This is a genomic window from Streptococcus sp. KHUD_015, assembly GCF_051106265.1.
In the GTDB taxonomy this organism is placed as follows: Bacteria; Bacillota; Bacilli; order Lactobacillales; family Streptococcaceae; genus Streptococcus.
This window is the reverse complement of sequence record NZ_CP193665.1, coordinates 865804-892428: the sequence shown is the minus strand read 5'-3', so window position 1 is coordinate 892428 and position 26625 is coordinate 865804. Positions and strand designations below refer to the sequence as shown.

The 26625-nt window shown below is 38.8% G+C and carries 28 protein-coding genes, 1 tRNA gene and 1 pseudogene; 6 read left to right on the top strand and 24 right to left on the bottom strand.

Going from position 1 to position 26625, the window contains the following annotated elements:
- Positions 1-16: 16 nt before the first annotated feature.
- The 11 genes from ciaH to ACORHU_RS04090 all read right to left on the bottom strand — a co-directional run bounded on the left by ciaH (position 17) and on the right by ACORHU_RS04090 (position 12446).
- Positions 17-1351 (bottom strand): two-component system sensor histidine kinase CiaH, encoded by a 1335-nt coding sequence (ciaH, locus tag ACORHU_RS04140; protein WP_173267868.1) that lies wholly within the window; start codon positions 1349-1351, stop codon positions 17-19.
- The gene (gene ciaR / locus ACORHU_RS04135) at positions 1341-2015 is read right to left on the bottom strand and encodes a two-component system response regulator CiaR (RefSeq protein WP_000590627.1); all 675 of its coding nucleotides are present in this window, start codon (positions 2013-2015) and stop codon (positions 1341-1343) included. Before ciaR ends, ciaH begins: the two co-directional genes overlap by 11 nt.
- A 106-nt stretch (positions 2016-2121) precedes the next feature.
- Entirely contained in the window at positions 2122-4668 is a 2547-nt protein-coding gene (locus tag ACORHU_RS04130) for a M1 family metallopeptidase (RefSeq protein WP_434364966.1), read from the bottom strand.
- Positions 4669-4789: 121 nt separating this feature from the next.
- Positions 4790-5230 (bottom strand): ASCH domain-containing protein, encoded by a 441-nt coding sequence (locus ACORHU_RS04125; protein ID WP_434364964.1) that lies wholly within the window; start codon positions 5228-5230, stop codon positions 4790-4792.
- On the bottom strand, positions 5172-6074 hold the full coding sequence (locus tag ACORHU_RS04120) for a putative PEP-binding protein (RefSeq protein ID WP_434364962.1): 903 nt from the start codon (positions 6072-6074) through the stop codon (positions 5172-5174). Before ACORHU_RS04120 ends, ACORHU_RS04125 begins: the two co-directional genes overlap by 59 nt.
- Positions 6052-6552, bottom strand: coding sequence for an NUDIX hydrolase (locus tag ACORHU_RS04115; protein WP_434364960.1), 501 nt, complete (start codon positions 6550-6552; stop codon positions 6052-6054). Before ACORHU_RS04115 ends, ACORHU_RS04120 begins: the two co-directional genes overlap by 23 nt.
- Before the next feature lie 9 nt (positions 6553-6561).
- Positions 6562-7260: a 3-oxoacyl-ACP reductase gene (locus tag ACORHU_RS04110; RefSeq protein WP_434364958.1), complete on the bottom strand. Its 699-nt coding sequence runs from the start codon at positions 7258-7260 to the stop codon at positions 6562-6564.
- The gene (locus ACORHU_RS04105; protein ID WP_000142161.1) at positions 7253-7489 is read right to left on the bottom strand and encodes a DUF2829 domain-containing protein; all 237 of its coding nucleotides are present in this window, start codon (positions 7487-7489) and stop codon (positions 7253-7255) included. The genes ACORHU_RS04110 and ACORHU_RS04105 overlap by 8 nt, the downstream gene beginning before the upstream one ends.
- Before the next feature lie 471 nt (positions 7490-7960).
- The gene (locus ACORHU_RS04100; protein WP_434364956.1) at positions 7961-9190 is read right to left on the bottom strand and encodes a tetratricopeptide repeat protein; all 1230 of its coding nucleotides are present in this window, start codon (positions 9188-9190) and stop codon (positions 7961-7963) included.
- Positions 9180-10346: an AI-2E family transporter gene (locus ACORHU_RS04095; RefSeq protein ID WP_265476888.1), complete on the bottom strand. Its 1167-nt coding sequence runs from the start codon at positions 10344-10346 to the stop codon at positions 9180-9182. The genes ACORHU_RS04100 and ACORHU_RS04095 overlap by 11 nt, the downstream gene beginning before the upstream one ends.
- A 117-nt stretch (positions 10347-10463) precedes the next feature.
- On the bottom strand, positions 10464-12446 hold the full coding sequence (locus ACORHU_RS04090; protein WP_265476889.1) for a peptide ABC transporter substrate-binding protein: 1983 nt from the start codon (positions 12444-12446) through the stop codon (positions 10464-10466).
- 176 nt (positions 12447-12622) lie between these two features.
- Here ACORHU_RS04090 and ACORHU_RS04085 point away from each other — a divergent pair, with 176 nt between their 5' ends.
- Entirely contained in the window at positions 12623-13636 is a 1014-nt protein-coding gene (locus ACORHU_RS04085) for a lactonase family protein (RefSeq protein ID WP_265476890.1), read from the top strand.
- 55 nt (positions 13637-13691) lie between these two features.
- On the opposite strand, the pseudogene ACORHU_RS04080 reads toward ACORHU_RS04085, so the two are convergent.
- The 7 genes and pseudogenes from ACORHU_RS04080 to ACORHU_RS04050 all read right to left on the bottom strand — a co-directional run bounded on the left by ACORHU_RS04080 (position 13692) and on the right by ACORHU_RS04050 (position 17343).
- Positions 13692-14490: pseudogene (locus ACORHU_RS04080) on the bottom strand (helix-turn-helix domain-containing protein).
- 754 nt (positions 14491-15244) lie between these two features.
- Positions 15245-15316, bottom strand: a tRNA-Arg gene (locus ACORHU_RS04075).
- A gap of 42 nt (positions 15317-15358) precedes the next feature.
- A complete protein-coding gene (gene rplS / locus ACORHU_RS04070) occupies positions 15359-15706 on the bottom strand; it encodes a 50S ribosomal protein L19 (protein WP_001068669.1) in 348 nt (115 codons plus the stop codon).
- A 118-nt stretch (positions 15707-15824) separates the two neighbouring features.
- On the bottom strand, positions 15825-16154 hold the full coding sequence (crcB, locus tag ACORHU_RS04065; protein ID WP_000234810.1) for a fluoride efflux transporter CrcB: 330 nt from the start codon (positions 16152-16154) through the stop codon (positions 15825-15827).
- A complete protein-coding gene (gene crcB / locus ACORHU_RS04060; protein ID WP_000712113.1) occupies positions 16148-16522 on the bottom strand; it encodes a fluoride efflux transporter CrcB in 375 nt (124 codons plus the stop codon). Before crcB (ACORHU_RS04060) ends, crcB (ACORHU_RS04065) begins: the two co-directional genes overlap by 7 nt.
- Positions 16519-16785, bottom strand: a complete 267-nt coding sequence (locus tag ACORHU_RS04055) for a chorismate mutase (protein WP_434364953.1) — start codon at positions 16783-16785, stop codon at positions 16519-16521. The genes crcB (ACORHU_RS04060) and ACORHU_RS04055 overlap by 4 nt, the downstream gene beginning before the upstream one ends.
- A gap of 114 nt (positions 16786-16899) precedes the next feature.
- A complete protein-coding gene (locus ACORHU_RS04050; RefSeq protein WP_001162128.1) occupies positions 16900-17343 on the bottom strand; it encodes a flavodoxin in 444 nt (147 codons plus the stop codon).
- A gap of 103 nt (positions 17344-17446) precedes the next feature.
- Between ACORHU_RS04050 and ACORHU_RS04045 the strand changes: the two genes are divergently transcribed.
- The 4 genes from ACORHU_RS04045 (at position 17447) to ACORHU_RS04030 (ending at position 19544) form a co-directional block, all read left to right on the top strand.
- A complete protein-coding gene (locus ACORHU_RS04045) occupies positions 17447-18382 on the top strand; it encodes a DHH family phosphoesterase (RefSeq protein WP_434364948.1) in 936 nt (311 codons plus the stop codon).
- 95 nt (positions 18383-18477) lie between these two features.
- A complete protein-coding gene (locus tag ACORHU_RS04040; protein WP_000710764.1) occupies positions 18478-18720 on the top strand; it encodes a type B 50S ribosomal protein L31 in 243 nt (80 codons plus the stop codon).
- A gap of 190 nt (positions 18721-18910) precedes the next feature.
- Entirely contained in the window at positions 18911-19195 is a 285-nt protein-coding gene (gene relB / locus ACORHU_RS04035; RefSeq protein WP_023941319.1) for a type II toxin-antitoxin system RelB/ParD family antitoxin, read from the top strand.
- Entirely contained in the window at positions 19185-19544 is a 360-nt protein-coding gene (locus ACORHU_RS04030) for a type II toxin-antitoxin system RelE/ParE family toxin (RefSeq protein WP_434364938.1), read from the top strand. The genes relB and ACORHU_RS04030 overlap by 11 nt, the downstream gene beginning before the upstream one ends.
- 135 nt (positions 19545-19679) lie before the next feature.
- Here ACORHU_RS04030 and tatA read toward each other — a convergent pair whose 3' ends face one another.
- From tatA to efeO, 5 genes are read right to left on the bottom strand one after another with little or no spacing between them, the layout of a single operon-like run.
- Positions 19680-19850 carry a twin-arginine translocase TatA/TatE family subunit gene (gene tatA / locus ACORHU_RS04025; protein WP_434364936.1) on the bottom strand — a complete coding sequence of 57 codons (171 nt, stop codon included), beginning with the start codon at positions 19848-19850 and terminating at the stop codon, positions 19680-19682.
- A complete protein-coding gene (gene tatC / locus ACORHU_RS04020; protein WP_061087866.1) occupies positions 19834-20565 on the bottom strand; it encodes a twin-arginine translocase subunit TatC in 732 nt (243 codons plus the stop codon). The genes tatA and tatC overlap by 17 nt, the downstream gene beginning before the upstream one ends.
- Positions 20558-22255: an FTR1 family protein gene (locus tag ACORHU_RS04015; RefSeq protein ID WP_434364934.1), complete on the bottom strand. Its 1698-nt coding sequence runs from the start codon at positions 22253-22255 to the stop codon at positions 20558-20560. Before ACORHU_RS04015 ends, tatC begins: the two co-directional genes overlap by 8 nt.
- Complete coding sequence (efeB, locus tag ACORHU_RS04010) at positions 22230-23444, bottom strand: iron uptake transporter deferrochelatase/peroxidase subunit (RefSeq protein ID WP_434364932.1); 1215 nt, start codon at positions 23442-23444, stop codon at positions 22230-22232. The genes ACORHU_RS04015 and efeB overlap by 26 nt, the downstream gene beginning before the upstream one ends.
- A gap of 5 nt (positions 23445-23449) precedes the next feature.
- Positions 23450-24322 carry an iron uptake system protein EfeO gene (gene efeO / locus ACORHU_RS04005; protein ID WP_153197512.1) on the bottom strand — a complete coding sequence of 291 codons (873 nt, stop codon included), beginning with the start codon at positions 24320-24322 and terminating at the stop codon, positions 23450-23452.
- Between the two features lie 185 nt (positions 24323-24507).
- Here efeO and ACORHU_RS04000 point away from each other — a divergent pair, with 185 nt between their 5' ends.
- Positions 24508-24807, top strand: coding sequence for a YbaB/EbfC family nucleoid-associated protein (locus ACORHU_RS04000; RefSeq protein WP_049540415.1), 300 nt, complete (start codon positions 24508-24510; stop codon positions 24805-24807).
- Positions 24808-25603: 796 nt separating this feature from the next.
- Here the strand turns inward: ACORHU_RS04000 and gla are convergent.
- A complete protein-coding gene (gene gla, locus ACORHU_RS03995) occupies positions 25604-26509 on the bottom strand; it encodes an aquaglyceroporin Gla (RefSeq protein WP_000348099.1) in 906 nt (301 codons plus the stop codon).
- Positions 26510-26625 lie beyond the last annotated feature (116 nt).

Here is a 26625-nt window from a genome sequence, read left to right as displayed (position 1 = left end):
AACTGGAGCGATATTTTTATTTTTTCTTTTTAGATGGTGTTTGAATAGTAATCTTCACTTCAAAGATTGTTCCCTTTGGCTTATTATCTTTGACTACAATGGTCCCTTTTAAAGCATCTACAATTTGCTTGGCTAGGGATAATCCTAAACCAAAACCACCTTTTTGACGGGTTCTAGCCTTATCAACTCGATAAAAGCGATCAAAAATTTTCTTCTTATCTTCTGCCGAAATACCGACTCCATTATCAGAAACCAGTAAATACAGATTGCGATCAGTCGCTGAAATCACAAAATCAATTTCACCATCCTCTTCAGTATACTTGACAGCATTATCAAATAGGATAGTCATCAGTTGTTTCAAAAGAAGCTGGTCTGTGACAATCGTGCGATGGATGCGATTTTCAAAACGGAAAACACGATCATTTTCCGAAGCAATCATCTCATAATTTGTGAAAGTTGTATTAAAAAAGCTAGTTGAAACTTCTGCAAGTTCCGGCTTAATTCCGTCATCTCTACGAGCCAAATTCAACAAGTTTGTCGTCAAAAAACGCATATTTCGGACTTCTTCCAAACTCGATGCAATGCTTTCGCTCACATCCATAATGGTAGCTTCTGGCTTCCGGAAAAGGGTCTCTAAACGATTTTGTAAAACTGCAAGTGGAGTTCGTAACTCATGACTAGCATTTTCCACAAAGGACTGCTGCTTCTGCATGCTCTCAAGCAGAGGACGAACACTAACCCTAGCTAGATAGAGACTGGCAAGTAAAGACAAAATCCAGAAACTAGCCATCACAACGACAATCAATTGCTCATGCTTTTGACTGGCCTGCTCCAACTGACTTGTATTAATCAAGACAGCCGCATACTTGATATTGGTTGAAACCGAACTAATATTGGTTTCCATCAAAATCATGCGATAGATTTCTTCCTGTCCATAGCTATTAAAAACCTGAATCTGGTAGATATGGCCTAGTTCTTTTTTCTCTAACTTAATCTTATCCAATCCCAAAAATCGGTTTCCAGAAAGGAGCTGGATAAAATTCTTATCAAAAAGAATGACTTCTGTGTTGGAACTAACATTGGGTTTTATCTCAGTCTTACTAGTATCTGTAGCGGCATTCTCTAAATCTTTAATCTCTTCTGTCGCCCTATTTACCGCAAGCTGAATAACTGCCTGAGGATTGTTGCTCAAGCCATGGAGCGTATCATCCACCGAAGTATAAAGACTCGAATGCATGACCTGCAAAATAATCAGAGTCATGGTAGAGAAAATCAGGGTGAAAACACCGAAGTTGCGGATAAAGTAACTAAAGTCATCCGCATACCATGTTTTTTTTAGTTTACTGAACATCTTTTAAAATATACCCAACACTACGCAAGGTTTGCAAATTCTCTGCAAAAGTGGTTCCTTTTAATTTCTTACGGACTTTTGAAACATAAACTTCTACAACTGAAATCGTTGTGTCACTATCAAATCCCCATAGACGATCAAAAATCTGAGTCTTAGGCAAAATAACATTTTGATTTTGAAGGAAATAAACTAATAAATCAAACTCTTTCCCCAGCAATTCGACAGGAGTATCTTCAACCTTAACGGTATTGGTTGATAAATTGATGAGAATATCTCCATAAGATAGCGTATTTTCATTAAACTTACCTGAACGTTTGAGAAGGGCTTGAATCCGCATTTTGAGTTCTTCTAGGTAGAAAGGCTTGGTCAGGTAATCATCTGCTCCCAATTCAAATCCATGTCCCTTGTCATCCAAACTTTCCTTGGCAGTCATAATCAGAACTGGTGTCGTAATTCCCTTTTCACGCAATTCTTTCAATACTTGGAAACCATTTTTTTCTGGCAACATCAAATCCAGCAAAATCAAGTCATAGACGCCACTTTCAGCTTCGTAGAGACCTTCTTCTCCATCAAATACCTGCATGACATCCGCAAAATCGTCTAAAAAGTCAAATACTGAATTTGACAGGCCTAGGTCATCCTCAACTAATAAGATTTTTATCATGAGAAACTCCTCCTTATTAAAACCATTATACCAAATTTGCCTTAAAAAAAACTCAACTCTCTGCATTTTATATGAGATAGCTGAGTTTTCTTTTATTTAGTTTTGATTATTTAGTTCCGTATTGAAGAACAACTGCTTCCACCGCAGCTTTTTCACGGTTAATCAAGTCAACACGCGCTGCAATTTCCTTGATTCCCATGCCGATATTACGGCTAAGAGCAAGATCAGAAAGTTGTGGCTCAAAGAACTCCTTGTATTCCGCCAAGCGTTGTTCTGTCTTAAATACATGAGCAGGAAGGATAACAAAGCTATCAAAGCTCATATCTCCTCCAAGAGCCGCCTTAATCCAGGCCCAGTTTTCACGAGCCCAAGACCATGCTGTTTCCTGAGTTGCTTGATGGTTTAAGAACTGGAAGTACCAAGCAGACAAGTCTTGTGGTTTGACCACAAATTTGTCCTTCCAAGAAGCAATCAAGGTTTGGATATTATCCACATCTTTACTATAGGCAAGAGCTGCTGCCAACTGACGTTTAAAGACAGCATCTGTTGCGTGCGTATAAGTATCAATATAAAGTGCTAACAAGTCTTTAGTCTCATGATGTTTCATCTCATTGATCAGAACTTGTGAGCGAATAGCAGCTGGGAGTCCTGCAAGATTCTCCTTGTGGGCTGCGAAGATTTGGCTAGCGACTTGACTAGCTTCTGCATCATTTGAGCGAATCATCATAGAAATGGCCAACTGACGAACCAATTCATCCTCATCTGATTCTCCATCTTTAGCTTCGAAACCAAGACGGTCATAGTTGTGACGAGCCAATTTAGCAACTAGTGCTTTGAAGGCTGTTTCAGCTTCTGTTCCTTCGTCGATAAAGCGCTCGAGGGCAGAAATCACTTGAGAAATGGCTGAAACGACAAGGTAAGATTCTTCCTTAGCAAGTTTATCAAGGACTGGGAGCAAGTCAGCATAAGAAATGTGCCCTGCTTCAGCAAGCAAACGACGTTCTTGGACGATTTGCAGTTTGCTTGTATTATCAAGCTCAACTAGGTCAGCAAGAACTGCATCTAACAAGTCTCCTTGATAGTCTGTAATGTAGTGGGCTGTATTTTCTGTGTTGAGGCGAAGAGCTCCTTCATTTTCAGCAAGAAGAGCTGCGTAGCCAGGAATTTCGATACTTTCAGTTTCGAGTGTATCTGGCAATCCTTTCCAGTTGCTGTTGAGTGGCACCACCCAGAGGCGGTTCTTGTCTTCGTGCTCACCGATAAAGAATTGTTTTTGTGAAATCTTCAAGACATCATTTTCAACTTTGACAGTGAGAACTGGATAACCAGGTTGTTCCAACCAAGAATCCATGAAGGCTGCAACATCACGACCTGATGCTTGACCAAGAGCATCCCAAAGGTCACGACCAATGGTATTGCTGTATTGATGTTTTTCAAAGTAGGCATGCAAACCTTTGGCAAAATCGGCATCACCTAGCCAACGACGAAGCATGTGCATGAGACGACTTCCTTTGGCATAAACGATAGCTCCGTCAAAGAGGGTATTGATTTCATCTGGGTGTTTAACTTCCACGTGAACAGATTGAACGCCATCAGTCGCATCACGTTTCAAGGCAGACGGAACACCACCTGTTTGGAAATCTTCAAAGATATTCCAGCTTGGTTCAATAGCATCCACACAGACGTATTCCATCATGTTAGCAAAGCTTTCATTGAGCCAAAGGTCATCCCACCATTTCATAGTTACGAGGTTCCCAAACCATTGGTGAGCCAATTCATGGGCCACAACAAGGGCAACTTGTTGACGGCTGGCAAAGGTAGAGTTCTCATCCACAACCAAGTACACTTCACGGTAGGTCACAAGACCCCAGTTTTCCATAGCTCCAGCTGAGAAGTCAGGAAGGGCGATGTGGAGAGATTGAGGGATTGGGTACTTAACTCCATAGTAATCTTCGTAAAACTCGATAGAGCGAACAGCGATATCCAGTGAGAAATCAAGGTTTGATAGTGGATGAGCTTTGGTTGAATAAACACCTACGAGAGTACCGTTTTTAGTTTTAGCCGTCACACCTTGCAAATCACCTGCTACAAAGGCTAACAAGTAAGAAGACATGCGAGGTGTTGTCTCAAACTTCCAGATACCTGTTTCCTTACGGTTTTCAACTTCGATTTCTGGCATATTAGACAAGGCCAATTCACCTTCCGCTTGGTCAAAACGTAGAGAAAGGTCAAAAGTTGCCTTGGCTTCAGGCTCATCCACACATGGGAAGGCTTCACGCGCAAAATGACTCTCGAACTGAGTAGACAAAACTTCCTTCTTGACTCCATCAACTGTGTAGTAAGATGGGTAAATCCCTGTCATGTTGTCTGTGATTTTTCCTGAAAAAGCAATGACCAATTCAACTGAACCTGCCTCAGCCAATTCGATATGAAGTGCTTCATTGTCATGATCAACTGTAAATGGGCGAGCTTGACCTGCAACCTCTACAGAAGCGATTTCCAAGTCTTTTTGGTGGAGGGAGATGCGATCACTCTGTGCTTGACCCGTAATGGTCACCTTCCCAGAAAAGGTCTTGGTCTCACGACTCAAGTCTAAAAATAAATCATAGTGTTCAGGAACAAATTGCTTAATAAAATGTTCAACTGCTTGCATAGTTTTCTCCTATCTAAGTTTAAGAGCTAGAGCTCTTCTTCAAACAAACTTATTATATCATGTTTTGCTTGAGAAAAAAGGATTGGACAGTCATTTCCAAAACTTTCTTCCTTCTAACGGTTTACAAGGGGTAGACCTTGCGAAATTCTTCCAAAACAACCTTGCTATCAGGGGTAAAAGTCAACCCCGCTTCCTCCAGCCACTCTGTGAAAAACTCCTCATGAACCTGACGCCAATAGGCTAGGGATTTGTCACCTTCCCCTTCCTTAAAGGCATGTTGAGCAGAAACTTGATTGAAGGGCTGGACAGAAACCTTTGTAATTTCGACAATGCAGACAGCCTGATTTTGACTGTCTAAAATGACATCAAATGTCCCTTCTTGCGGAAGAGGTTCGCATTCTAGTGCGTAAAGGTCATAAGCCGACGCTGTTGCTGTCTTTTCGCCTTTAAACACCAAATCCGCTAAAAGGTCTGGTTCCACTCCAAAAGCCCAAGCATCGATTTCATCTCCGATAGAAGGATTGATTTTCTTGTAGGCATTCCACATTTCTTGCGGTGTCATGGGTGCTCCTTTGTAATTTTTTACTTTCTTCTTTTATGTGTTTAAGATGATCTGGATAATCAATTTCTAAATCAAAAATCTCTGGAATAGAGCTGTAATGGAGAATGCATTCGATACCCATCTGATTCATTTTTTGTATGAAAGAAGTATTCAGATAGCCTGCTACAACAAAATCAATCTTGTTCTTCCTTGCTTTATCCTGCATCTGTCTCAGCATATCTAACATTATTGGACTTTCCATATCATGCCATTGACTGTTTCTCACAGTGGCAAAAACAAAAGAAGTCAAATCATTCATTCCAACTACAATCTTTGAAATGCCCGTTTCCAGTATCCTATTCAAGTCAAAATAAGCTGACGGTAATTCAACCATTGTGCCGATTTTCCCAGTAAAACCATGCTGGTGCAATACTCTAATGGCTTGCTTTAACTGCTCAGCATCATTGACAAAAGGAAAGATAACAGATAGATTGGGATTGTTTTGATAAACTTCTGTAACGACATGTGCTTCAGCCTGAAATTCATCCGGACACGCCAGTAAACGCCTAGTTCCTCTATAACCAAACAAGGGATGATTTTCATCAAAGTACTCTTTAGTCCCCTCTAAACAATTGGCTTCTGTATTCGTTAATTCTGAAAAACGATACCAGACATCTTCATCCGAGTACAAGGAGCAAATAGTGGCTAGATAATCTTTTACAAATTGCTGACAACTTGGTAACAGGATGTTTTGATTGAGCTCTCTCAACAAATATTCTCCACGAATCATACCGACGTGGTGCAATAGTTGAGGGTAAACTTTTTCATCCAGTTTTTCGCCACTAAGGGCAAGTTGATTTCTCATCATTCACCTTCCAATTCATGTAAGAAGTCTTATCCAGTTCTGGAAATCCTAATAATTCAGACTTAACCTTTAAGACTAATGGCGATGCATTTTCTTCTGTGATCTCTTGAATATCCATCCAAATATATCCAAGCGAATCATTCGCACCATCAGACACAGCTTCCGAAATCGTAACTTGAGGTGCACTCTCATTCATTTCAACATCATACAAGGCCATGACATGGTGAACCATAAAATTTTTTAACTCTTCCCTGACGAAAACATCGTAGATTCGAGGATTAGAGTAGCTTCTAACAGTACATCCCGTCTCTTCCATAACTTCTCTAGTCAGCGTTTCCGTCAGTCCTTCACCAAGTTGCTGACTGCCTCCAGGTAGATCATACCGATGTTGATAAGGGCCTCTCGTTTTTTCAATGCAGAGTAACTTCCCATTTTCAAAGCAAACAGCGTAGACTCCAAAGTGTCTTTTGATTTCCATCAGATCCTCCTACTTCAAAGACCAGCCACCGTCTACTGTAAGAATTTGTCCTTGCATGACACTTGCTTTTCCACTTGCTAAGAAAAGGCTAATCTCTGCTATTTCCTCTGGTTCAATCCAGCGCTTGATTGGTGTTTCACTAGCAACCCAGGCAGCCAATCCACCTGGCTCAAAGTCCGCAGCAGTCATAGCTGTCTTGACTGCTCCTGGAGCGATACCAAATACCTGAATCCCAGCTTCAGCATAGTCTAGAGCCAACTGCTTGGTGAAGCCAGCCAAGGCGTGCTTCGAAGAAGTATAGGCGTGTCCACCGCCACCTGCTAGGCTAGAAGCAATGGAGCACATATTGATAATAATTCCTTTTTTATTCTCCAGCATTTGTGTCAAATAATGCCGAGTCAACTCAACAGGAGTCACGTAGTTGATTTCAAAAATCTCATGAATTTCCTGCGCTGATTGTTCCAATAGGGGTTTATAAGCATCCAACACTCCAGCAGTATTGCACAAAACATCAACCTGAGGACACCAATCAAAAATAGGCTCCAAGTCCAAGGTCAAATCTCTCTGTAAAAAGTGGAAATCACCCTTTAAGAGTGGATTTTCACCTTGGTCCACTCCATAAACTTGATAGTCCTTCTCTAAAAAGAGTCGAGCCTGAGCCAATCCAATGCCTGAACTCACGCCTGTAATGAGTACACATTTAGTCATGCACTTCTACCCAATCCGTCGCCAAAACATCACAAGGTGTCGGACTCCACATGGAAAAACCTTCTCCTTCTCCAGACACGTTGATTAGGAAATAGGGCGTCACTTCAAGTGCAATCCCGTTTTGTTCAATAGTATCAAAGAGTTGGACATAGTTTTCAGCCCCTCCCCAACCAGTACGAACATATTTTTTCTTAGCCTTTAACCCAGGCAGCATTTCTTCGAAAGTCATATTTTTTCTCCTTTTATATCAATAATTCTTCAATTAATTATAACAAAAAAATGCTTTAAAATTCCTTTTGACTCATCCTAATTCAAAATCAATAAACTTTTTATTACCATTTCTAGCAACAATGACCTCAGTTTTTTTAGAGACAAAGTTTGGATCACTTTCTGAAACTTATATAAGCTTTTTCTTTTTTAAAACAATTCAATAAAATCATATCTATAAAAAATGATAAGGTAATTTGAATCTAGAATCGTACAATATCGCTTCTGAAATATTTCTAGAATTGCTTTAAATTCCTTAATCAATTTGTTCAATTTCTATTTCAATATACTATAAGATGAGACTGGATAAAAAGTCTTTGCGATCACAAAAACGCATAGTATCAGGTGTTCAAAAAACTTGATATTATGCGTTTTATTGTAGGAAAATTTACTTGATTTTCTATTGAAATTGAGTTTTCTCCCAGACTTATTGTTATAATCTCTCAATCAATTCTTGCATTTGGACATCATCTGGAACCAGTTTCAAGTAAGATTGAGCATTGACTTTTGCTTCCTCAACGTAGCCCAATTCACGCAAGAGATAGATATAGTGTTCCAGAAACTCTGGATTGTCCTTCAAATCTCCTGCTAACTCTTGATAGTGATCGTAGGCAGTATCCAAATCGTCCATCTCTTGATAGGAACGGGCAATCATCCACTTGGTCAATAGGTTTTCTGGCTCCTCACTTTGCAAGTCTAGAATATCCTCATAACGCTCCTGCTCTAAATAAATAGTTGCCAAACGAAGCAAGATTTCTTCTGTATCCTCAGCATCTTCTTTTGCAGTAAGAAGATAATTTTCTGCCCCACTAGCATCATGTAATTCATAAGAGAATTGTGAAGCGGCTAGCAAGAGGCGAGTTTCAAAGGGATTTTTCTCTAAACCTTGCTTAGCGATACGCAGGGCTTCTTGAACTTGATGCTCCTTATGTAAGGCCTGACTGTAACCATACTCATAGCCTTCAAAATCAGGAGAAATGGTATCAAGTTGCTTAAAGTAGAGAACAGCCTTTTGATACTCTTCCTGATCAAAGTACAGACTAGCCAACTCAAAAGCTGTTAGGTCATCGTATTCTAACTCCAAGGCTTTTTCTAAAAACTCTGTGGCCGTTTCAAATTTCCCTAACTGGGCATAGGCAAAACCAATCCGTTGATAGGTAGAAATGCCTGTTTGCTCATAAATCGAGCGATTATCTAACTGGGCATAGCCTTGAATGGCCTCTTGGTAATTTTCCAACTCACTATCCAACTCTGCTAATCCCAGTATCAAGAGAGGATCCTCTGAATAACTCAAAGCCTCCAATAATTTCTCACGCGCCACATCTGTCAAACCTTCCAGCTGGTATAGGTCTGCCTTCAGAGCCAAAGCCGAAACATACCAGTCACTGTCAGCTTGGATTTCCTCTAGATAAGCAAAGGCTTCTTCGATTTTACCATCCTCACTAGCAATAACTGCTAGATTAAGATTAACCTCTGGAAATTCCTCTACGATTTTCAGGTAAATTTCCTTGGCCTGAGGATAGAAACCAATTCCTTCTAGATAGGTGGCTAACTCATACAGAAGGTCACTTGGATCATTTTCTAAAGCTTTGACGAAATAATGTTCTGCCTTAACTAAATCTTGTTCTTCCAAAGCCTTTAACATCTGTTGACTATTGTTCACTCTTGACTTCCTCTCCCTCTAGTTCATATAGGCCACTGACTACCTTATACCATTCAAAAATCGCTGAAATGACAACTTTAGCGGAGGCATAAACTGGAATACCGAGCAAGACTCCCCAGATACCAAACATGGATCCTGAAGTTAACAAGACAAAGAGAACATTAATGGGATGTATGTTTAATTGACTTCCCAAAATCAATGGAGAGACAAAACGACCTTCAATAGTTTGTTCTACGATAAAGACAATCACTACTTTCAAAAGCATGACTGGACCAGCAATCAAGCCCAATACTAGAGCAGGAAGCATAGCTAGGAAGCTACCAAGATAAGGAACCAGATTTAGAATACCGGCAGTAACCCCCAGCGTAACTGCATAGCGTAGACCAATGATCTTGAAGAAGATCATAAACATTACTGCTACAATAATAGCCACTGTCACTTGCCCTCGAACATAGTTAGACAACTGCTGATTCACATCTGATAAAACTTGTCCCACAGGTTCCTTCAATTTTGTTGGCATGAATTGAGTCAAATAGTCACGCAAGCCTTTCCCATCACGCAAGAGATAAAAGAGCATGAAAGGAACGATAATCAAGGCTACAATCACTTGAGATGCCCCGCTAATAAAGGCGCTCACCCAGTTGACTGCTTGAGAAGAAACCTTGCTCGCCCAAACTGTAGCCTGACTTGAGAAGTTTGTCAAAACTTGTTCTAACTGAGGTCTAAAATCATCTGGCAAACGCTTGGTTACCAAATCATTAATAACTCGATCAGCATCTTCGAGATAGATTGGTACATTTCTTGCAAATGTTAAGACCTGACGCTGCAGATTTGGAATAGCCACTGCCAAGCCCCAAATGATAAAGATAGCGATGATGACAAAGACAATAGTGATAGCTATGACACGATTCACCTTATGCTTCTCCATCCAATCAACAATAGGATTTAACAAATAATATAGCAGTCCAGATAGAATGACTGGCAACATCACAACTGCTAAAAAGTCTAAAACAGGTGAAAATAGAAAACTAATCTTACTTAAAATAAAAAGATTCAGTCCCAATAACAAAGTTACCAAAAATACCGTAATGGCCTTGTTATCCAAAAACCACTTGAAAAACCAAGATAGGCTAAAATGTTTCTCTTTTTGTTCCATAAATAATTCCTTTCTGTCGTTCTCTCATTATACCATTTTTAGGCCAAAATAACTCTTTTTTAAAGTGCTTACATGGAGACAGCGACATAAAAAATCCCCTCAAAAGAGGAGATTCGATTAGTCTTGAATATGACGGTCTAAGTTTTTCTGATAATCAGCATTGGATTTAGCTTTTTCATCAGCGAATTTCTTGCGGAACTCATCCATTTCTTTAGAAGTGACAATCTTATCTTGAATTTTCAGATATTTATAACTATGTTCATTAGTCTTATCACCTACCCAGCCACCTGCACCGCTGCCAGGAACATTTTTCGTCACTAGCATTTGCGCACCGTCAGAGTATCCTGGAATAACAAGTGCACTATCTGACAACCAAGCTTGAGCCTTAGCATATTTGGAATAACGTTTTTGAAGGTCTGTTTTCTCACTATTTGCATCATCAATCAATTCTTTGTATTTATCCAATCCAACTGTTTTAATAACTGGATTGTCTGTTCCTGGTGCCACACCAAGAGCACTTAGGAGACTTGGACCTGAAGTTGGATCAAATACATCTAGATAAGTCGATGGATCTGCAAAGTCTGGAGTCCAACCACTGACTGCATTAATATCCCAGTCAGTATTTGCATTGGAAGTAGCTAGAGTAGTCATACTTCCCAATTCGTCATCAGAAACTTGTTGAATATCAACAACTACATTGTCAGAGCCTAAGGCTTCCTCAATGGATTGTTTATAAGACTGAACCTGACGAATAAAATCTGGATTTGATGAAGAAATTGGCAAATCTAAATGAATTGGGAACTGTACTCCATCAGCTTGGAGAGTTTTCTTAGCAGCTTCAAACTTAGCCTTAGCCTTGTCTACATTATGAAGTGAATCTTGGGCATCATCAAGACTGACATCTTTCCAGATATTATCCAATTTATCCAATTCTGTCTTAGTAACTTGGCCAAATGTTTGATCTCCTACTTGAACAAATGTTGGAGGAGTGAAACTTGTCCGTAACTTACGAGGTCCTACTTCATCACCAAATACTTGAGAGATCCCTGCTTTACGATCTACCGCAAAAGCCAAGGCTTGACGGAAATCTTTGTTTAACAAGGCTTTCTTAGTAGAAGTTTTTTCTGCATCACTTGTTTTAGCAGTGTGATTGTAATTTACACGGTCGATATTGGTTGAGATATAAAAAACTCCTCCACGCTGTTGACCATACACAATATTATCCTTGTATTTTTCTTTTAGACGTTCATAGTTGGCAGAGTTTTTAAAGAGTGGTGCAGCTGGATAGTGTCCCTCATCAAAACCGCGTCCTAGAGAGTCTGCATCTTGACCATCAAAGAAGGATAACTTGATATCATCAATAAAGACATTTTGTTTATCCCAGTAGTGTTGATTTTTGGTCATTTCGATAGAAGACTTAGATGTAAGACCTTTGAGGAGATAAGGCCCATTGTATAGAATGCTCGTTACATCCGTTGGTTTACCAAAGTCATCTCCTTTAGAAGCTAAAAAGTCTTCATTAACTGGTGCAAGGACTCCCATTGTTGTTTTTGAATTCCAGAAAGATTCTGGATGATTCAAAGTATAGACTACAGTATAATCGTCAGTTGCTTTTACCCCAACACTAGAAAAATCTGTTGTTTTCCCATTTACATAGTCATCCAATCCTTTGATAGAATCCTGTACAAGATAAAGAGCCTGTGATTTCTTATCTGCTGCGTGTTTTAGACCAGTCACAAAGTCTTGAGCCTTGACTTCACCATACTCTTCCCCCTCATTGGTATACCATTTGATACCCTGACGGATTTTATAGGTATAGGTCAAACCATCTTTGGAAACAGTCCAATCTTCTGCAACTGATGGAACAAGATTCCCATATTGGTCATTTTCAAGCAAACCGTCAATAACGTTACCTGTGACCTGTTTAGTGCTGACATTTCCAGAAACTGTATAATCCAGAGTCGAAGGATCTGATGAAAATACATAGGCATAAGTAACTGGTTTATTTGCTTCTTTATTAGCATTACCAGATGAACACGCTGCTAGGACAGCTGCCGAGAGTACAGCAACTCCTGCTGCTAAGAAAACACGTTTTTTCATAAACAAACTCCTTTGCAATTTGTATAAGATTATTATAGCACTTTTATTAAGTAAATCAATGAAAACATTCTTAATATTATCATGAAAAGAATGTGGAAAATCTCTTGCCAAGCTTGATTTTTTCATACTAGCATTTTTGTGATATAATAGTCTTATCTTTATATAGAGGTAAAGTTATGAAAGAAACTGTTTATTTTGGAACTTATACGCGTCGTACTTCCCAAGGGATTTACAAGGCGGACTTTGATACAGAAACTGGTCTGCTTTCAAACCTAGAACTTTTTGCTACTGAGCCAAGTCCAACCTACCTTTCTTTTGACCAGCACCAACATTTATACACTGTTGGTAGTCAAGATGACAAGGGGGGAATTGCAGCCTATCAAACTGACGGGACTTTATTAAATCATGTCGTTGAAGAAGGAGCTCCCCACTGTTATGTTGCCGTTGATGAAAAACGTGATTTGGTCTATGCAGCCAACTACCATAAAGGACAGGTCCTTGTTTATAAACGTCAGAAAGACGGTAGTCTTCTACTTAGTGATGTGGATCAACACAGTGGCCAAGGTCCACATGAAAATCAAGCTTCTCCCCACGTTCACTTTACAGATTTAACACCTGACCACTATCTAGTGACCTGTGATTTGGGTACTGACCAAGTCATCACTTATGACCTTGATCGAGAAGGGAAATTATCTAAACTCTATACCTATCACAGCCAGCCAGGATCAGGCTCACGCCATATCGTTTTCCATAACCACTATAAAATCGCTTATCTCATTTGTGAACTCAATAGCACTATCGAGGTTCTAATCTACGATGGTGTTGGCGAATTTGAACGCATGCAAGTCATTTCAACTCTACCAGACGGTTATGAAGGCTTTAATGGTACTGCTGCTATTCGTCTCTCTAAAGATGGTAAATACCTCTACGCTTCTAACCGTGGTCATGATTCTATCGCAGTATATACAATTCTTGCGGACGGTAGCTTAGAGTTGTTAGAAATCGTTCCGACACATGGTCAGACTCCACGTGATTTTGATTTGACACCAGACCAAGAATTTGTCATTGCTGTCCATCAGGACTCTGACAATGTAACCGTCTTTAAACGCAATTCTGAAACTGGACGTCTAGCAGAACTTTCCAACGACTTCCATGTCCCAGAAGCAGTCTGCATCAGTTTTGCCCCTTAAGAAAACATAAAAAATGAACTTGGTAACTCAAGTTCATTTTTAAACATCGTCTTTACTATTCTGTTATATCTGCAATGTAATGCTCGATTTTAAGAGCCATTGACATATTTCCATCAAGCTTATATAGGAAATAAGCCGTTTCAAAGTACTCTTTTACTGCAACTTTAGAAGAAAAATTCTTACTGACATTTCCCATCAATAAATACAAATCAGCCAAAAGATACGTTATTCTATACGTCTTACATTGCTTTATCGTATCTGTGATTTTAGTAATAACCTCTTCAGTATTATTCTGCAACCATAGATAGCGACAAACATTATAATTAAATTTAATAGAAAGGTTTAATTCTTCGATTGTGTTTAACTGGAGTTGATTTACTTGATACTCTAACTTTTCTCGAATTTCATTAAAACTCTCTAAATCTTCAATATCATAATAAAAATTGAATAGAGTATTTGAAACTTGAAGGTAGTTCAAGTCAGATACACTTAACTGAGACAGTAGCTTCTCCAATCTTGACACAGCCTCCTCTTGTTTCCCATAGAAATAAAAATCTATAAGAGATTTTATCCACTCCATATAAAACTTATCTACTAGAGACAAGCGATGTACCTTTACACTCTCTAATTCATATATATTTCAAAGACTCATAATTTCGATTTGTGATAAATGTCTGGGCTAACTTCTTAAACTCTGATAACTCATCAATCTCTTCTACAATCTGCTCATTAAAAAAATAATCTATACTAACTTTTAACTTCTTAGACAGAGCATATAAAAAGTCTGCTCCTAGAGTAAATTCTCCATTCTCTAATCGACTAATCTATCCCTGTTTACATATCCCCTCAGCCAATTCTCACTGAGACATTTTTAATTCTTTTCGTCTATTTTTTAATCTTGTTGCTAATAGTGTGCCCACATTTGCATTTTCCTTTTCTATTCGATTTCAATTGTAACATGATTAAATTTTAAATACAAATTGATAAACCAAAAGATACAAATTATATATAAACAATGACTAGATAGGTTATTTTTGAAAACCTATTCCTTCTTCTTTTGAGATTTTCTTACTCAAACGATTGATAAACTTATTCACTTTAAATGGGTTAGATATTAGACTATCATATTTAGATATTGTTACTGATATATTTAACAGACCAGAAATAGTCTTGTACAACATATCAAATTCAGGGGAATAATAACGATTTTCCCCATTTTTTAGTCTCTCTATTTCATAACAATCAATTCATTTTGTCACATACCTTAGCCTGAAAAATCGACACCAAATCTTTTTGAAAGCTGTTTAAAGCTTTGTACTTGCTTTCTAAGTTCATAGATCTGAACCTTGACCTCATTTGTCTAATCACATAATATAAATAAGGATATTCTAATACAGGAAGTCCTTATTTTTAAACTAATAGATGTCAACGTTACTATACAGATCCACTTTATTCTGTAATCATTGATCAAAATATAATTTTTAGTAAAATTTTGATCATGAATTAGTCAAAGAAAAAATATTAGTCTATTTTAAAAAACTAAATTGTGATGATTGCCTACAAATAAACACTTTGAATATTCTTTATGTTTCTTTACGCTTCTTATTATGCCCCCTGCAGGAATCGAACCTGCAACTACTCCTTAGGAGGGAGTTGTTATATCCATTGAACTAAGGGAGCTAGATAAAAACTCTGCTTCTTAAGCAGAGTTTTTTAGTCGAATTAACGACGGATTTCTTTGATACGAGCTGCCTTACCTTGAAGAGCACGCAAGTAGTACAATTTCGCACGACGTACTTTACCGTAACGAACAACTTCGATTTTTTCAACACGTGGAGTGTGGATTGGGAAGATACGCTCAACACCTACACCGTTAGAGATTTTACGAACTGTGTAGTTTTCTGAGATACCAGCACCTTTACGTGCGATAACAACACCTTCAAAAATCTGGATACGTTCACGGTTACCTTCGACAACTTTCGCGTGTACACGAACAGTGTCACCAGGACGGAATGATGGGATATCTGTACGAAGTTGACCTTCAGTCAAGCTTTGGATTAATGGATTCATTTTATTCTCCTATCTTTGTCAATCTTGAGGAATCTTCCTCAGCGGATAAACTGTATTTTTGTGCGTCCATTACACACAAGATACAGTTTACCAAATTTCCACAAAAAAGTAAAGAAATTTATAGCAGAATTCCTAAAAAAATCGCAATCAAACCACCTAGGTAGGTCAAAGTCAGATAAGAATAAAATACCTTCTTATCACTTAACAGTCTTTGCAGTTCGTCATTCAAGGTCGAAAAAGTCGTTAAACCGCCACAAAATCCTGTTGCTAGAATAGCATAGACTTCCTTAGACTCCACATGATTATAGAATAATCCAATCAAAAAACAACCTAAAAGATTGGCTATAAGCGTTCCGAGGGGCAATTTAGAAGCTTGATTATAGCGGGAAAAGATATACCGTACTAAAGCTCCGAAACCACAAGTAATTGCAAGATAAATGATTACCATTTCTTCCTCCCCAAATAGTAAGCCAAGAGCAGGCCTCCTCCGATGCTCAAAAGCAAATACAGGACCAAACTAAGATAACGCCCTGTATCAAGCAGTTTCACAGCATCAAGCATGAGACTAGAAAAGGTTGTTAAACCTCCACAAAAACCCGTCCCCAGTGCTAAAACCAAGCCCTTACTAGTCCCCTTATAGATCAGGTAGCCTTTTACCAAATAAACCAAGCAGAAAATGCCCAGATAGTTGACAAAGAGAGTGCCCCAAGGAAAATCTGGACTGGCTGGTAACCAAGTGGAAACTAGATAGCGGACAAGTCCGCCCACCATGGCAGCTAGAAAAATTCCTAGCGGATAAAATTGTTCTTTTTTCATTTGATATTCTTATCCTGATAATCACGCGAACGTTTGAGTATGTCAGAAAAAGTCGCGACAATAGTCTCCTGATAGCGCTTGTCCTCTACACGACTTCTAACCTTTTCAAAAATAACCTCTTCTCTCTTAGTATCCAAAATCGGTTTTCCTGAGGCTTTCTTATAGGCAACTACTCCCTCAACCAAATGCATTCGTTCTTCTAACAATTTGACAATTTGGTCGTCGATTTGATCAATTTCTTGACGAATAATATCTAAATCCATACAGTCTCCTCCTTTATTTGAATTATTGTATCAAAAAGCCACCAAATAGGCTAGTAAAATCCCAACTCACGATAAAAAAATGCACTGATTGATTCCATCAGTGCACGTTTATGCTTATCCTACTTTAGCAGCCAATTCTTCTGCGAATTGTTCTAAGCGTTCAATATCTTCTTCCTCGGCAGAAAGATCAACTTTAACACACTCTGAACCTTTTTCTGCTCCTGTTGACACAAAAACACGATCAAAGTCATCAACAGCCTTACAGAATTCATCGTAGAAGGTGTCACCTGAACCAACCACTCCGTAGATTTTACCATTCAAATTGAGATCTGCTAGGTCTTCGTAGAAGTCCATCATCTCATCTGGCAATTCACCATCACCATAAGTATAGGTCGCAACGATAGCGATGTCTGCTTCCAAGAAGTCTGAAGCGTCAACAGTTGTACATTCATCAACATCAACATCCAAGCCCAAGTCACGTAATTTGTCTGCTACAATATCTGCAATTTCTTCGGTATTACCGGTCATACTGGCAAATACAATTTTTGCTAATGCCATATCGTCCTCCTCAATTTATCTTTCTCCATTATATCACATCTTTTTCATTTTAAAAATAAAAATTCTTGTGCTACAATGAAATGAGAAAGAATTGAGGTTATTTATGGACATTTGCCATCAAATTTTAGAAAAAATTAAAGAATACGACACGATTATCATTCATCGTCATATGAAACCAGACCCTGATGCCTTGGGAAGTCAGGTAGGCTTGAAAGCTCTTCTCAAACATCATTTCCCAGAAAAAACCATCAAAGCCGTAGGTTATGATGAACCAACTCTTACTTGGATGGCTGAAATGGATCTTGTTGAAGATAGTGCCTACCAAGGTGCCCTTATCATCGTTTGTGATACGGCGAATACTGCTCGTATTGATGATAAACGCTATCGTCAAGGTGATTTTCTCATTAAGATTGACCACCATCCAAATGATGATGTATACGGTGACCTATCTTGGGTAGACACTGGTTCAAGTAGCGCTAGTGAGATGATTACCCTATTTGCTGAAACAACCCAACTGGCCTTGTCAGATCGTGCTGCAGAGTTACTTTTTGCAGGAATTGTTGGTGATACAGGTCGTTTCCTCTACCCTTCTACGACTGCACGCACCCTCCGCCTGGCTGCCTCTCTGAGAGAACAGAACTTTGACTTTGCGGCTCTCACTCGCAAAATGGACACTATGAGCTACAAAATTGCTAAACTTCAAGGCTACATCTACGACCATCTGGAAGTGGATGACAATGGTGCGGCTCGCGTTATCCTGAGTCAAGAAATCTTGAAACATTTCAATGTGACCGATGCTGAAACTGCGGCTATTGTGGGAGCTCCTGGACGTATTGACAGTGTGAGTCTCTGGGGAATTTTTGTGGAACAGGCTGATGGCCACTACCGCGTTCGCTTACGCAGTAAAATCCATCCTATCAATGAAATTGCCAAGGAACATGATGGTGGAGGCCACCCTCTAGCAAGCGGTGCTAATTCCTATAGTCTAGAAGAAAACGAAATCATCTATCAAAAGTTAAAAAACTTGCTTAAAAACTGATAAAATACTTGCCAAACTTTTCAGAATCTGATAGACTAGTAAGGTAACAATCTATGGCTCGCAAAGAGACCATGGCAGAAAGGAAATATTGCAAAATGAAAAAAGATATCCATCCAGAATATCGCCCAGTTGTCTTCATGGACACAACTACTGGTTACCAATTCCTTAGCGGTTCAACAAAACGCTCTAACGAAACAGTTGAGTTCGAAGGCGAAACTTACCCATTGATCCGTGTGGAAATTTCATCAGACTCACACCCATTCTACACTGGACGTCAAAAGTTCACTCAAGCAGATGGACGCGTGGATCGTTTCAACAAAAAATACGGTCTCAAATAATGATAAAAAGACAGCTTCAGCTGTTCTTTTTTTGTTTCTTGAAATTAACTGCTGTTTTCATGTTCCAAACTCAAAAAAACTTTGCACTCTAGCTAGCCACACGATGGTTTCTATAGTATAGAGTTTTTTCTTGCCTAAAAAATAGAAAAGATATATACTAGCTATATATAGTATAGATTGGAGGTATACCATGACGACATCACTTACTAAGCAATACAATTTTAAAATCAACGAGTCATCAATGGAACAAGCTAGAGCTATTATCAAGGAAAAAGGAATGACTATGACGGATGCTATTAGTCTTTTTATCGAGCAGATTGTTCTCGAACAGGATTTGCCAATAAAAACTGCAGAAGATTTACACCGTGAACGATTGATTCAAGAACTACAAGCCCAATCTGAACGTGCCTTAAGAGAATATGAATCCGGACAAGGAACTTCCCTAGATGATATGAGGCTACGATATGACTTATAAAGTGATTCTATCTACCGAAGTGAGTCAAGCAATTGACAGTATTCATGATTACATTACTACTGTTCTTTTATCACCCCAGTCGGCTAAAAATACTGTGGTTAAAATTTTAGACGGCTTAAAAAGTTTAGAAACCTTTCCTGAAGCTGGCTTTGATGCAGATGAAAAAATCGGACTTAAAATCAATAGTAAGTACCCCACACGAGGAAAAATTATCGGTCAATATATCTTGCTTTACTTTATCGATCAAACTCACAGAACTGTTTTTCTTACCCACTTATTTCACACAAAAAGCGACTATGTTACCTTGCTACAAAGCAAAAATCACAAAAACTCAAAATCATCATTTTGATATCCACTGCTCCCTTAATAGCCTTGTGATTATAAAGAATACAGTCTTCATTTTAACTAGAAAACAAAAAAACTTTGCACTCTAGCTAGCCACACGATGGTTTCTAGAGTACAAAGTTTTTTTATTAGTGCAGATTTACTCTTCCTTATCTAGATTTTCAGTTCCTTTAACTGCTTTTTTAAATTCGGACAGCATTTTACCAATTGATTCGCCTAGTTCAGGCAATCGTTTTGGTCCAAAGATTAAGAGAGCTCCTAAAACGATGATAATCAATCCTGGTGCTCCGATATCACGTAAGATTCCCATTTCTCGCTCCTTTCTGCTTGCGTTTCATAATGTGTTTGCTGATAGCAATACTCAATTCATAGAGTAAAATCAAGGGGGCAGTCATTGCCAAATCACTAACAAAGTCGGCTGGTGTCAAGATGACTGCAAGTACCAATAAGATAAAATAAGCATATCGGCGATAAGCAATCAACAATTCTGGTCCAATGAGCCCAATCGACGTCAAAAAGGCAATGATAACCGGCAATTCAAAAATCAGAGCCAAGGGCAAGGTCGTTTGAAAAACAAAGGACAGATAATTTTGGGCTGTTAACTGCGTTTCAAATAGTCCTTCTCCTAGCCCTAATAAAACCTGAAGTAAGGCTGGTGTTACAAAGTAAAAACCAAAAGCCAGTCCAACTAGAAAACAAAGGAAACTAGCTGGAATATAAGCAAAAATAGCTCTAGCTTCTTCCTTCTTTAAACCAGGTTTAATGAAAGACCAAATATGATACACCGTGTAAGGTAGGGTGATAGTAAAGGCCATCAGACTAGCTAAGCGTATGTAAATCCATAAAATATCATTTGGCCCTAAAACAATCAACTTTTGCTGAAAAGATTGGGTCACATACTGGTAAATCTGGTCTGCGAAAAGCAAGGAGACACAGAATACCAAAAAGAAACAAATGACCACTTCCAATAATCTCTTTCTAAATTCTACCAGATGTTCAACGATTGTCAATTCTTTTCTATCCATCGTATTCTTCACCCTGTCTGAAAGTGACAATCAAGATAATAATAATAAAGATTAGCTGACTGATCAAACCTTCCCAACTTGGGTAAATTCCAAGCAGGTCGATTGTTGGAAATCCTGTCAGCAAGTGATTTGGTGCCATATTGGTCAACTGAAGAGCATGGATACTAACCCCAAGCATCTTAAAGGCTAAGGCATAAATTATCCATGTCAAGATAAAGAAAACCTTATGTGGCAGGAAGAATTGACTGGCCTTGTTCATCACGATGGCAATAATTACTAGAATCAGCAAGGCAAGTGAAATTCCCAAGACAAATTCAAAACTGGAAATCCTTGGTAAAATTCCAACATAAAAGAGAATGGTTTCTGCTCCCTCACGGAAAACAGCTAGGAAACTGAGAGCAAACATGGAAATAAAGGAACCTGTCTTGGTCACCGTTTCCATTTGTGACTCCATAAAGGTATTCCATTTTTTGACTGAGGATTTGCTGTGAAGCCAGATTCCAATCAAAATCATCATAGCAACTGCAAAAATCCCAACTGCTCCTTCGATGATTTCACGATTGGAACCTGATGTTACTGCTGGAAAGGCAATTTGCAGGATGAAAGCAATGACCAGACTGGCCATAATTCCAGTGATAGCACCACCATAAACCCACTTAAGTCCCTTTCGCATCTTGGCTGCTTTCAAGGTTGTTACCAAGGCCATGACAATTAAAAGATCCTCTACACCTTCTCTCAGGAGAATCAGCATAGCATCAAAGGCATTGTAACGTGCACTGGTATCAATTTGTGATAAATCTGCAATCAGTTTTTCTAATTTTTCTTGGTATTCCTTTTCACTTCCCTTGACCATAATCACAGGGCTTTCACTTTCCACTCGAGTATAGAGGGAAGGATTGGTCGTGCTAACAGAACCTTCAATTGTTGGCCAGATAGTGATGAATTCCTTCATACTAGCGGCTCCTGATGCTTGATCACCAGCTTGAAATTGTTCCAAAGCCTTCTTCAAAAGGGCAATGCCGTCTTTGAGAGTCAAATCCGAAGATGTTGCTGCTATTTCTTTTCCAGTTACAAAATCATCAATAGCCTTTTTTAAGTTCTCAAAGGAAGTCTGGATTGAGTTAAAATCTGTAGGCTCGGTTTCCATACTACTACGCAAGAAAGAAATAGCTGTTTCAACACGGCCATAATGGGCTGTACTATTGTCACGAACCACACTTTCATTGATGGTCCAAGTGGAATTCATTTTCTTAAAGGCTTCTCGAACCTTTTCCAAATCTTTGGAGGCAATGGCTTGTTCCAAGGCTTCAAAACGAGGACTTAGACGGTTTACCAACTTTTCCTTTTCCGCATCTAGGTCAACAGGATTTTGTTCTTTTTCAAAGGCTAATAGGGCTGCAGATATTTCGGTTAGTTTGTCTTCAGTAATCTCGCCTGATTGAGCTAACTTTTCCTTAACAACCTTACCAGCCTCAGAATTGCTGTCTTCTACTCTTTCAAAGTCTGTTGCCATCTCCTGAACGAGTTTCTGGGCTTCAGACTGATTCCCATTTTTGACCGCTTTAGAAGCATCTGTGATTTTTACAAAGTAAGAACTCAAGCTTTCTTGGGCACCTACTGGGGAAAGAATTAAAAATGACAAAGATAAAACTAGTAACCAGCCTTTAGCCTTCCAATAATTTCTGACCAATGTAGCCTCCTTTCTCCACACCACCAAAGCAAGCAAAGAGCCCACTACCTATGTGCGTGATGTATTCATTCATCTTATCTGTAGCACCTAGATTGGTTTGAACCTTGACAAAGTTATCAGGATCCTTCTGGAAAGAAATAAAGAGCAAGCCCGTATCAAACTGACCAGTTTTTTCATCAATCCCATCTGAGTAAGAGTAAGAACGACGCAAAAGTGGCTTATCTACTTCTTTAGCCAAACGAACATGCGAATCATCTGGCAAAAGACTCAAATCCACTTCATCAAACTCATTTTTCTTACCAAAGGGGGCACCACTTTCCTTGTAACGACCAAAGGTATTTTCTTGTTCTTCAAGACTGGTGCGATCCCAGGTCTCTAAAAACATCTGAATCCGACGAACCGCCATGTAAGATCCATTTTCCATCCAGTCCTTACTATCAGCCCAGATAACACGATCAAAGTCTTGCTCCTTGGTTGGATTTGCTGTCCCATCTTTAAAACCAAAGAGGTTACGCGGAGTCTCCATTCTATCCCCGATAGCTGCAAATCCAGACTGACTCCAACGAAGGGTCACCGCATTTCTGCCCTTACGGATAAGATTGCGAATAGCATGAAAGGCAACCTGCTCATCATCTGCACAAGCCTGAATCACAATATCTCCACCAGTATATTTTTCACGCAATTGCTCTTTAGGAAAAGGCGGTAAATCCCTGAACACTTGAGGACGCTTGTTTTCCAAGTTCATCTTTTTCAAGAAACTCGCAGACACACCAAAAGTCAGCGTCAAACGATGAGGGTTAAGCCCGACTGTTTCACCAGTATCACTCGGAGGCAAGAGAGCATTCTGTCCATCTTTTTTGACCAATTTCCCCTCGACTAACTTGGCACTATAATCCGTCCAATCCTTGAACAACTGAATAATCTTATCCTTATCCGTCGTATGCAAATCCAAGACCACAAAATAAAGATTCTTTTGCATGGGTGTACTAATCCCAGCTTGATGCTTGCCATAAAAAGCAATTTTTTCATTTCCGTACGAGATTTTTTCCTGACTTCCTAGCTTAGGTGCGAAAAAAGCAGAAGCACCAGAGAGTCCTAGCGCTAAACCAGCCCCTCCAATCCCTGCTTTTTTTAGAAATTCTCGACGGTCCATTTTCTTTTCAAAAAACTTTTCGTCTTTTTCAGTCATGACTCTTATTCTCCACTAAGAAATTTACCCATTTGTGATAGAGGCTCACCAAGTTTTGTCACAGCTTCTGACAATTCTTTGGTATCTTCTTTTGTCAAATCAGTATAGAGCTTGTAGTGTTCCTTGTCGATCATGTGTTTGTCCAACAAATCATTGACAGACTTGAAATCTGCTTCCAATTCTTTAACTAGATTAGCGTCTGATTTTTCCAGTAAAGGTTTAAAGAGTTGGAAAATCTTCTCAGCTCCCTCAATATTGGCACGGAAGTCATACAAGTCTGTATGAGAATAAATTTCCTCTTCACCTGTAATCTTGCTTGTTGCAACTTCGTTAAGTAAGTCGACTGCCCCAGTCAGCATAACCTTGTAGTCCACATCAACAGTTGCAATCTTAGCTTTCAATTCCTTGATATCATTTACCAACTGATCGCCGTAGCTTTCAGTTCCTTTAGTTGTATTGTCTTCCCAAAGGATACGCTCAATACGGTGGAAACCTGACCAACCTTCTTCTGTCTTGTTTTCGTCCATGTAGTCTGCCAAACGGAAGTCAATCTTGACATCTGACTCACCAAAACTTTCGGCAATTGGTTCTGAACGCTCATAAGACATACGAATCAATGGATAGACCTTCTTGGCTTCTTCTAACTTACCTTCTTTCAAAAGTTTGACAAAGCCTTCCGTATCTGTCAAAAGTTTATCAATTTGCTCTTGCACAAAAGTCTTATAGTCAGCTGTGGCCTTATCAAGCATTTTTTGCTTATCTTCAGACAAGGCTGTCACCTTAGACGAATCGGTTGTATCTGCTGATTTTTCAAACCTAACAGCACAAGCTGTCAATAGCAAAGCTGAGGATAAAAGGACAAAACCTAGTTTTTTCATTGTTTACTCCTATTAGTTCAGGAAACCTGAATTAATTTTACGTTTCATTATAACATGTTTTCACTCATTTTTCAATAAATTTTCAGACAATTTAATGTTAGTAGATTCATACTAACAATAGACTTTTAAACCTAAAATTGATAAAATAGGAAAGAAAATAAGATAAAAGGAAACTGTAAATCACCATGATGAACATGCAAAATATGATGCGTCAAGCACAAAAACTTCAAAAACAAATGGAACAAAGTCAAGCTGAGCTTGCTGCTATGCAATTTGTTGGCAAATCTGCTCAAGACCTTGTTCAAGCTACCTTAACTGGAGATAAGAAAGTTGTCAGTATTGACTTCAATCCAGCTGTCATTGACCCGGAAGACCTTGAAACTCTTTCAGATATGACTGTTCAAGCCATCAACTCTGCTCTTGAACAAATTGATGAAACCACCAAGAAAAAACTGGGTGCTTTCGCTGGGAAATTGCCATTCTAATCAAAAAGGCTCTATAATATTTATAGTGGGTAAATCCCTTATAGATATTATGGAGCCTATTTTGATGTAGAAAAAAGTCCCATAAAATCTATAGTGAAAAGCGACCAAACCATCATTAGAAAGAATCCTATGGAACAATTACATTCTATCACAACTGCTTGATATTGAAAACTTTTTCTCATACTAAATCCTAAACGCCAAAATCATTCTTAATCTTTTTTACCATTTGTTATTATATTCCTAAATTCCGGCTAAAACAGTCCATCAGACTGTTCTACTTCAATACTTAAGGCGAATTGTAAATCATGCCAAACCATGAAGCAATTTAATCAAAGATTTATTAGTACATGGTCATCAACCCCTACTAACAGCATAGCAGTAAACTATTGTATCGCCGACTTTTCGTATGTGCTGAACTACTAAAGAGATTATAGAGACACTCTTGAGTTGCTAATAAGAATTAAAGCACCACTATAATATTCTACATTTTTACTTTTAGAGTAAGGTTTTGCGTACTCATTGAGAAGAATCTAGATCTAGCTAATCCTCGCTTTCAGGCTTTTTTTAGAATCTTTCTAAAGAAAGCATCTACTCCCTTCAATTACCTTATTCCAACGTAAAATTAGGAGAGAATAATAATCTTATCCAATGCAATACCTTTGATTTTCAAAACTTTGACAACTTCAAAAAACAGACTTTCACAATTCGCAATATCAAAAAAAGAAAGGACAAAATTTGCCCTTTCTAGATCTTATCTTTGCTTCAATTCATTACAATGGATAAAGAACTCAATTTCTTATAGGTAAAGGAATTTGAAAACAGCTACTGCTGCAATTGCTGCTGTGATAGGTGCTACTACTGGTACCCAAGAATACCACCATTTTGAATCACCTTTGTGCTCACCAAGAACTGATTTTGGAAGGAAAGCATGAAGGAGACGTGGACCAAAGTCACGGGCTGGGTTCAAGGCAGGTCCTGTAGGTCCACCAAGTGATGTTACCAAGGCCATAACGAGGAAACCAAGTGCCAAATGAGCAATTCCAAGACCTGATGTCATAAATGGCGCTACTTGTTCTTTAGCTTGTTCAAGTGCTGCTGTTACTTGTTCTTGAGGAATTGTTTGACCTTGAGTAGTTGCTTGAGCAACTTGAGAATTGATAGCCGCTTGCGCTTTTGACACTAGTTCAGCACCAAAGAAGTGTTTAGTTAAACCAAGCGCTGCAAAGAAAAGGACAAATGAACCAACAAACTCGTTTACAAAACCATTAACAGTTGCTGCAAAGCGTGATTCTTTTGAACCATTATCCAAACTTGAAATTGTTGAGAAAGTACCCAAGATGTTGTTTGGATTTTCAGTTTTCAAGTAGTATGGGCGGTGTGTTACCACAACCAAGGCTTGGCCAAAAATAGCACCCAAAACTTGTGCGACGATATAAGGCGCAACTTGTGCCCAAGGGAATAGACCGCTGACTGCAAGTCCAAGAGTGAAGGCTGGGTTGATGTGGTTTCCAGATACGTTACCAAACATCAAGGCAGGAATCATAACCCCCATACCGTAACCAACAGCGATAACGATCCAGCCACTTTGGTGACCTTTCGTACCTTTAAGTTCAACGTTGGCAACTGCACCATTTCCAAGAACGATCAAAAGAGCAGTGGCCAAAAATTCAGTGGCATATTTAATTGCCCATGTGAAATCCATTTGATAGATTCTCCTTAAAATTTTTTAGACAATCATTATTCTATCAATTTTTACATCTTTTAGCAACTACTTTCCTGAAAGATTATGACAGAAAACGGTTCCAAATCTTATAAACT

Excerpts from the sequence above, each read along its gene's own strand:
- ciaH (WP_173267868.1), bottom strand. The coding sequence starts at position 1,351 with ATGTTCAGTAAACTAAAAAAAACATGGTATGCGGATGACTTTAGTTAC.
- ciaR (WP_000590627.1), bottom strand. The coding sequence starts at position 2,015 with ATGATAAAAATCTTATTAGTTGAGGATGACCTAGGCCTGTCAAATTCA.
- ACORHU_RS04130 (WP_434364966.1), bottom strand. The coding sequence starts at position 4,668 with ATGCAAGCAGTTGAACATTTTATTAAGCAATTTGTTCCTGAACACTAT.
- ACORHU_RS04125 (WP_434364964.1), bottom strand. The coding sequence starts at position 5,230 with ATGACACCGCAAGAAATGTGGAATGCCTACAAGAAAATCAATCCTTCT.
- ACORHU_RS04120 (WP_434364962.1), bottom strand. The coding sequence starts at position 6,074 with ATGAGAAATCAACTTGCCCTTAGTGGCGAAAAACTGGATGAAAAAGTT.
- ACORHU_RS04115 (WP_434364960.1), bottom strand. The coding sequence starts at position 6,552 with ATGGAAATCAAAAGACACTTTGGAGTCTACGCTGTTTGCTTTGAAAAT.
- ACORHU_RS04110 (WP_434364958.1), bottom strand. The coding sequence starts at position 7,260 with ATGACTAAATGTGTACTCATTACAGGCGTGAGTTCAGGCATTGGATTG.
- ACORHU_RS04105 (WP_000142161.1), bottom strand. The coding sequence starts at position 7,489 with ATGACTTTCGAAGAAATGCTGCCTGGGTTAAAGGCTAAGAAAAAATAT.
- ACORHU_RS04095 (WP_265476888.1), bottom strand. The coding sequence starts at position 10,346 with ATGGAACAAAAAGAGAAACATTTTAGCCTATCTTGGTTTTTCAAGTGG.
- ACORHU_RS04090 (WP_265476889.1), bottom strand. The coding sequence starts at position 12,446 with ATGAAAAAACGTGTTTTCTTAGCAGCAGGAGTTGCTGTACTCTCGGCA.
- ACORHU_RS04085 (WP_265476890.1), top strand. The coding sequence starts at position 12,623 with ATGAAAGAAACTGTTTATTTTGGAACTTATACGCGTCGTACTTCCCAA.
- rplS (WP_001068669.1), bottom strand. The coding sequence starts at position 15,706 with ATGAATCCATTAATCCAAAGCTTGACTGAAGGTCAACTTCGTACAGAT.
- crcB (WP_000234810.1), bottom strand. The coding sequence starts at position 16,154 with ATGGTAATCATTTATCTTGCAATTACTTGTGGTTTCGGAGCTTTAGTA.
- crcB (WP_000712113.1), bottom strand. The coding sequence starts at position 16,522 with ATGAAAAAAGAACAATTTTATCCGCTAGGAATTTTTCTAGCTGCCATG.
- ACORHU_RS04055 (WP_434364953.1), bottom strand. The coding sequence starts at position 16,785 with ATGGATTTAGATATTATTCGTCAAGAAATTGATCAAATCGACGACCAA.
- ACORHU_RS04050 (WP_001162128.1), bottom strand. The coding sequence starts at position 17,343 with ATGGCATTAGCAAAAATTGTATTTGCCAGTATGACCGGTAATACCGAA.
- ACORHU_RS04045 (WP_434364948.1), top strand. The coding sequence starts at position 17,447 with ATGGACATTTGCCATCAAATTTTAGAAAAAATTAAAGAATACGACACG.
- ACORHU_RS04040 (WP_000710764.1), top strand. The coding sequence starts at position 18,478 with ATGAAAAAAGATATCCATCCAGAATATCGCCCAGTTGTCTTCATGGAC.
- relB (WP_023941319.1), top strand. The coding sequence starts at position 18,911 with ATGACGACATCACTTACTAAGCAATACAATTTTAAAATCAACGAGTCA.
- ACORHU_RS04030 (WP_434364938.1), top strand. The coding sequence starts at position 19,185 with ATGACTTATAAAGTGATTCTATCTACCGAAGTGAGTCAAGCAATTGAC.
- tatA (WP_434364936.1), bottom strand. The coding sequence starts at position 19,850 with ATGGGAATCTTACGTGATATCGGAGCACCAGGATTGATTATCATCGTT.
- tatC (WP_061087866.1), bottom strand. The coding sequence starts at position 20,565 with ATGGATAGAAAAGAATTGACAATCGTTGAACATCTGGTAGAATTTAGA.
- efeB (WP_434364932.1), bottom strand. The coding sequence starts at position 23,444 with ATGACTGAAAAAGACGAAAAGTTTTTTGAAAAGAAAATGGACCGTCGA.
- efeO (WP_153197512.1), bottom strand. The coding sequence starts at position 24,322 with ATGAAAAAACTAGGTTTTGTCCTTTTATCCTCAGCTTTGCTATTGACA.
- ACORHU_RS04000 (WP_049540415.1), top strand. The coding sequence starts at position 24,508 with ATGATGAACATGCAAAATATGATGCGTCAAGCACAAAAACTTCAAAAA.
- gla (WP_000348099.1), bottom strand. The coding sequence starts at position 26,509 with ATGGATTTCACATGGGCAATTAAATATGCCACTGAATTTTTGGCCACT.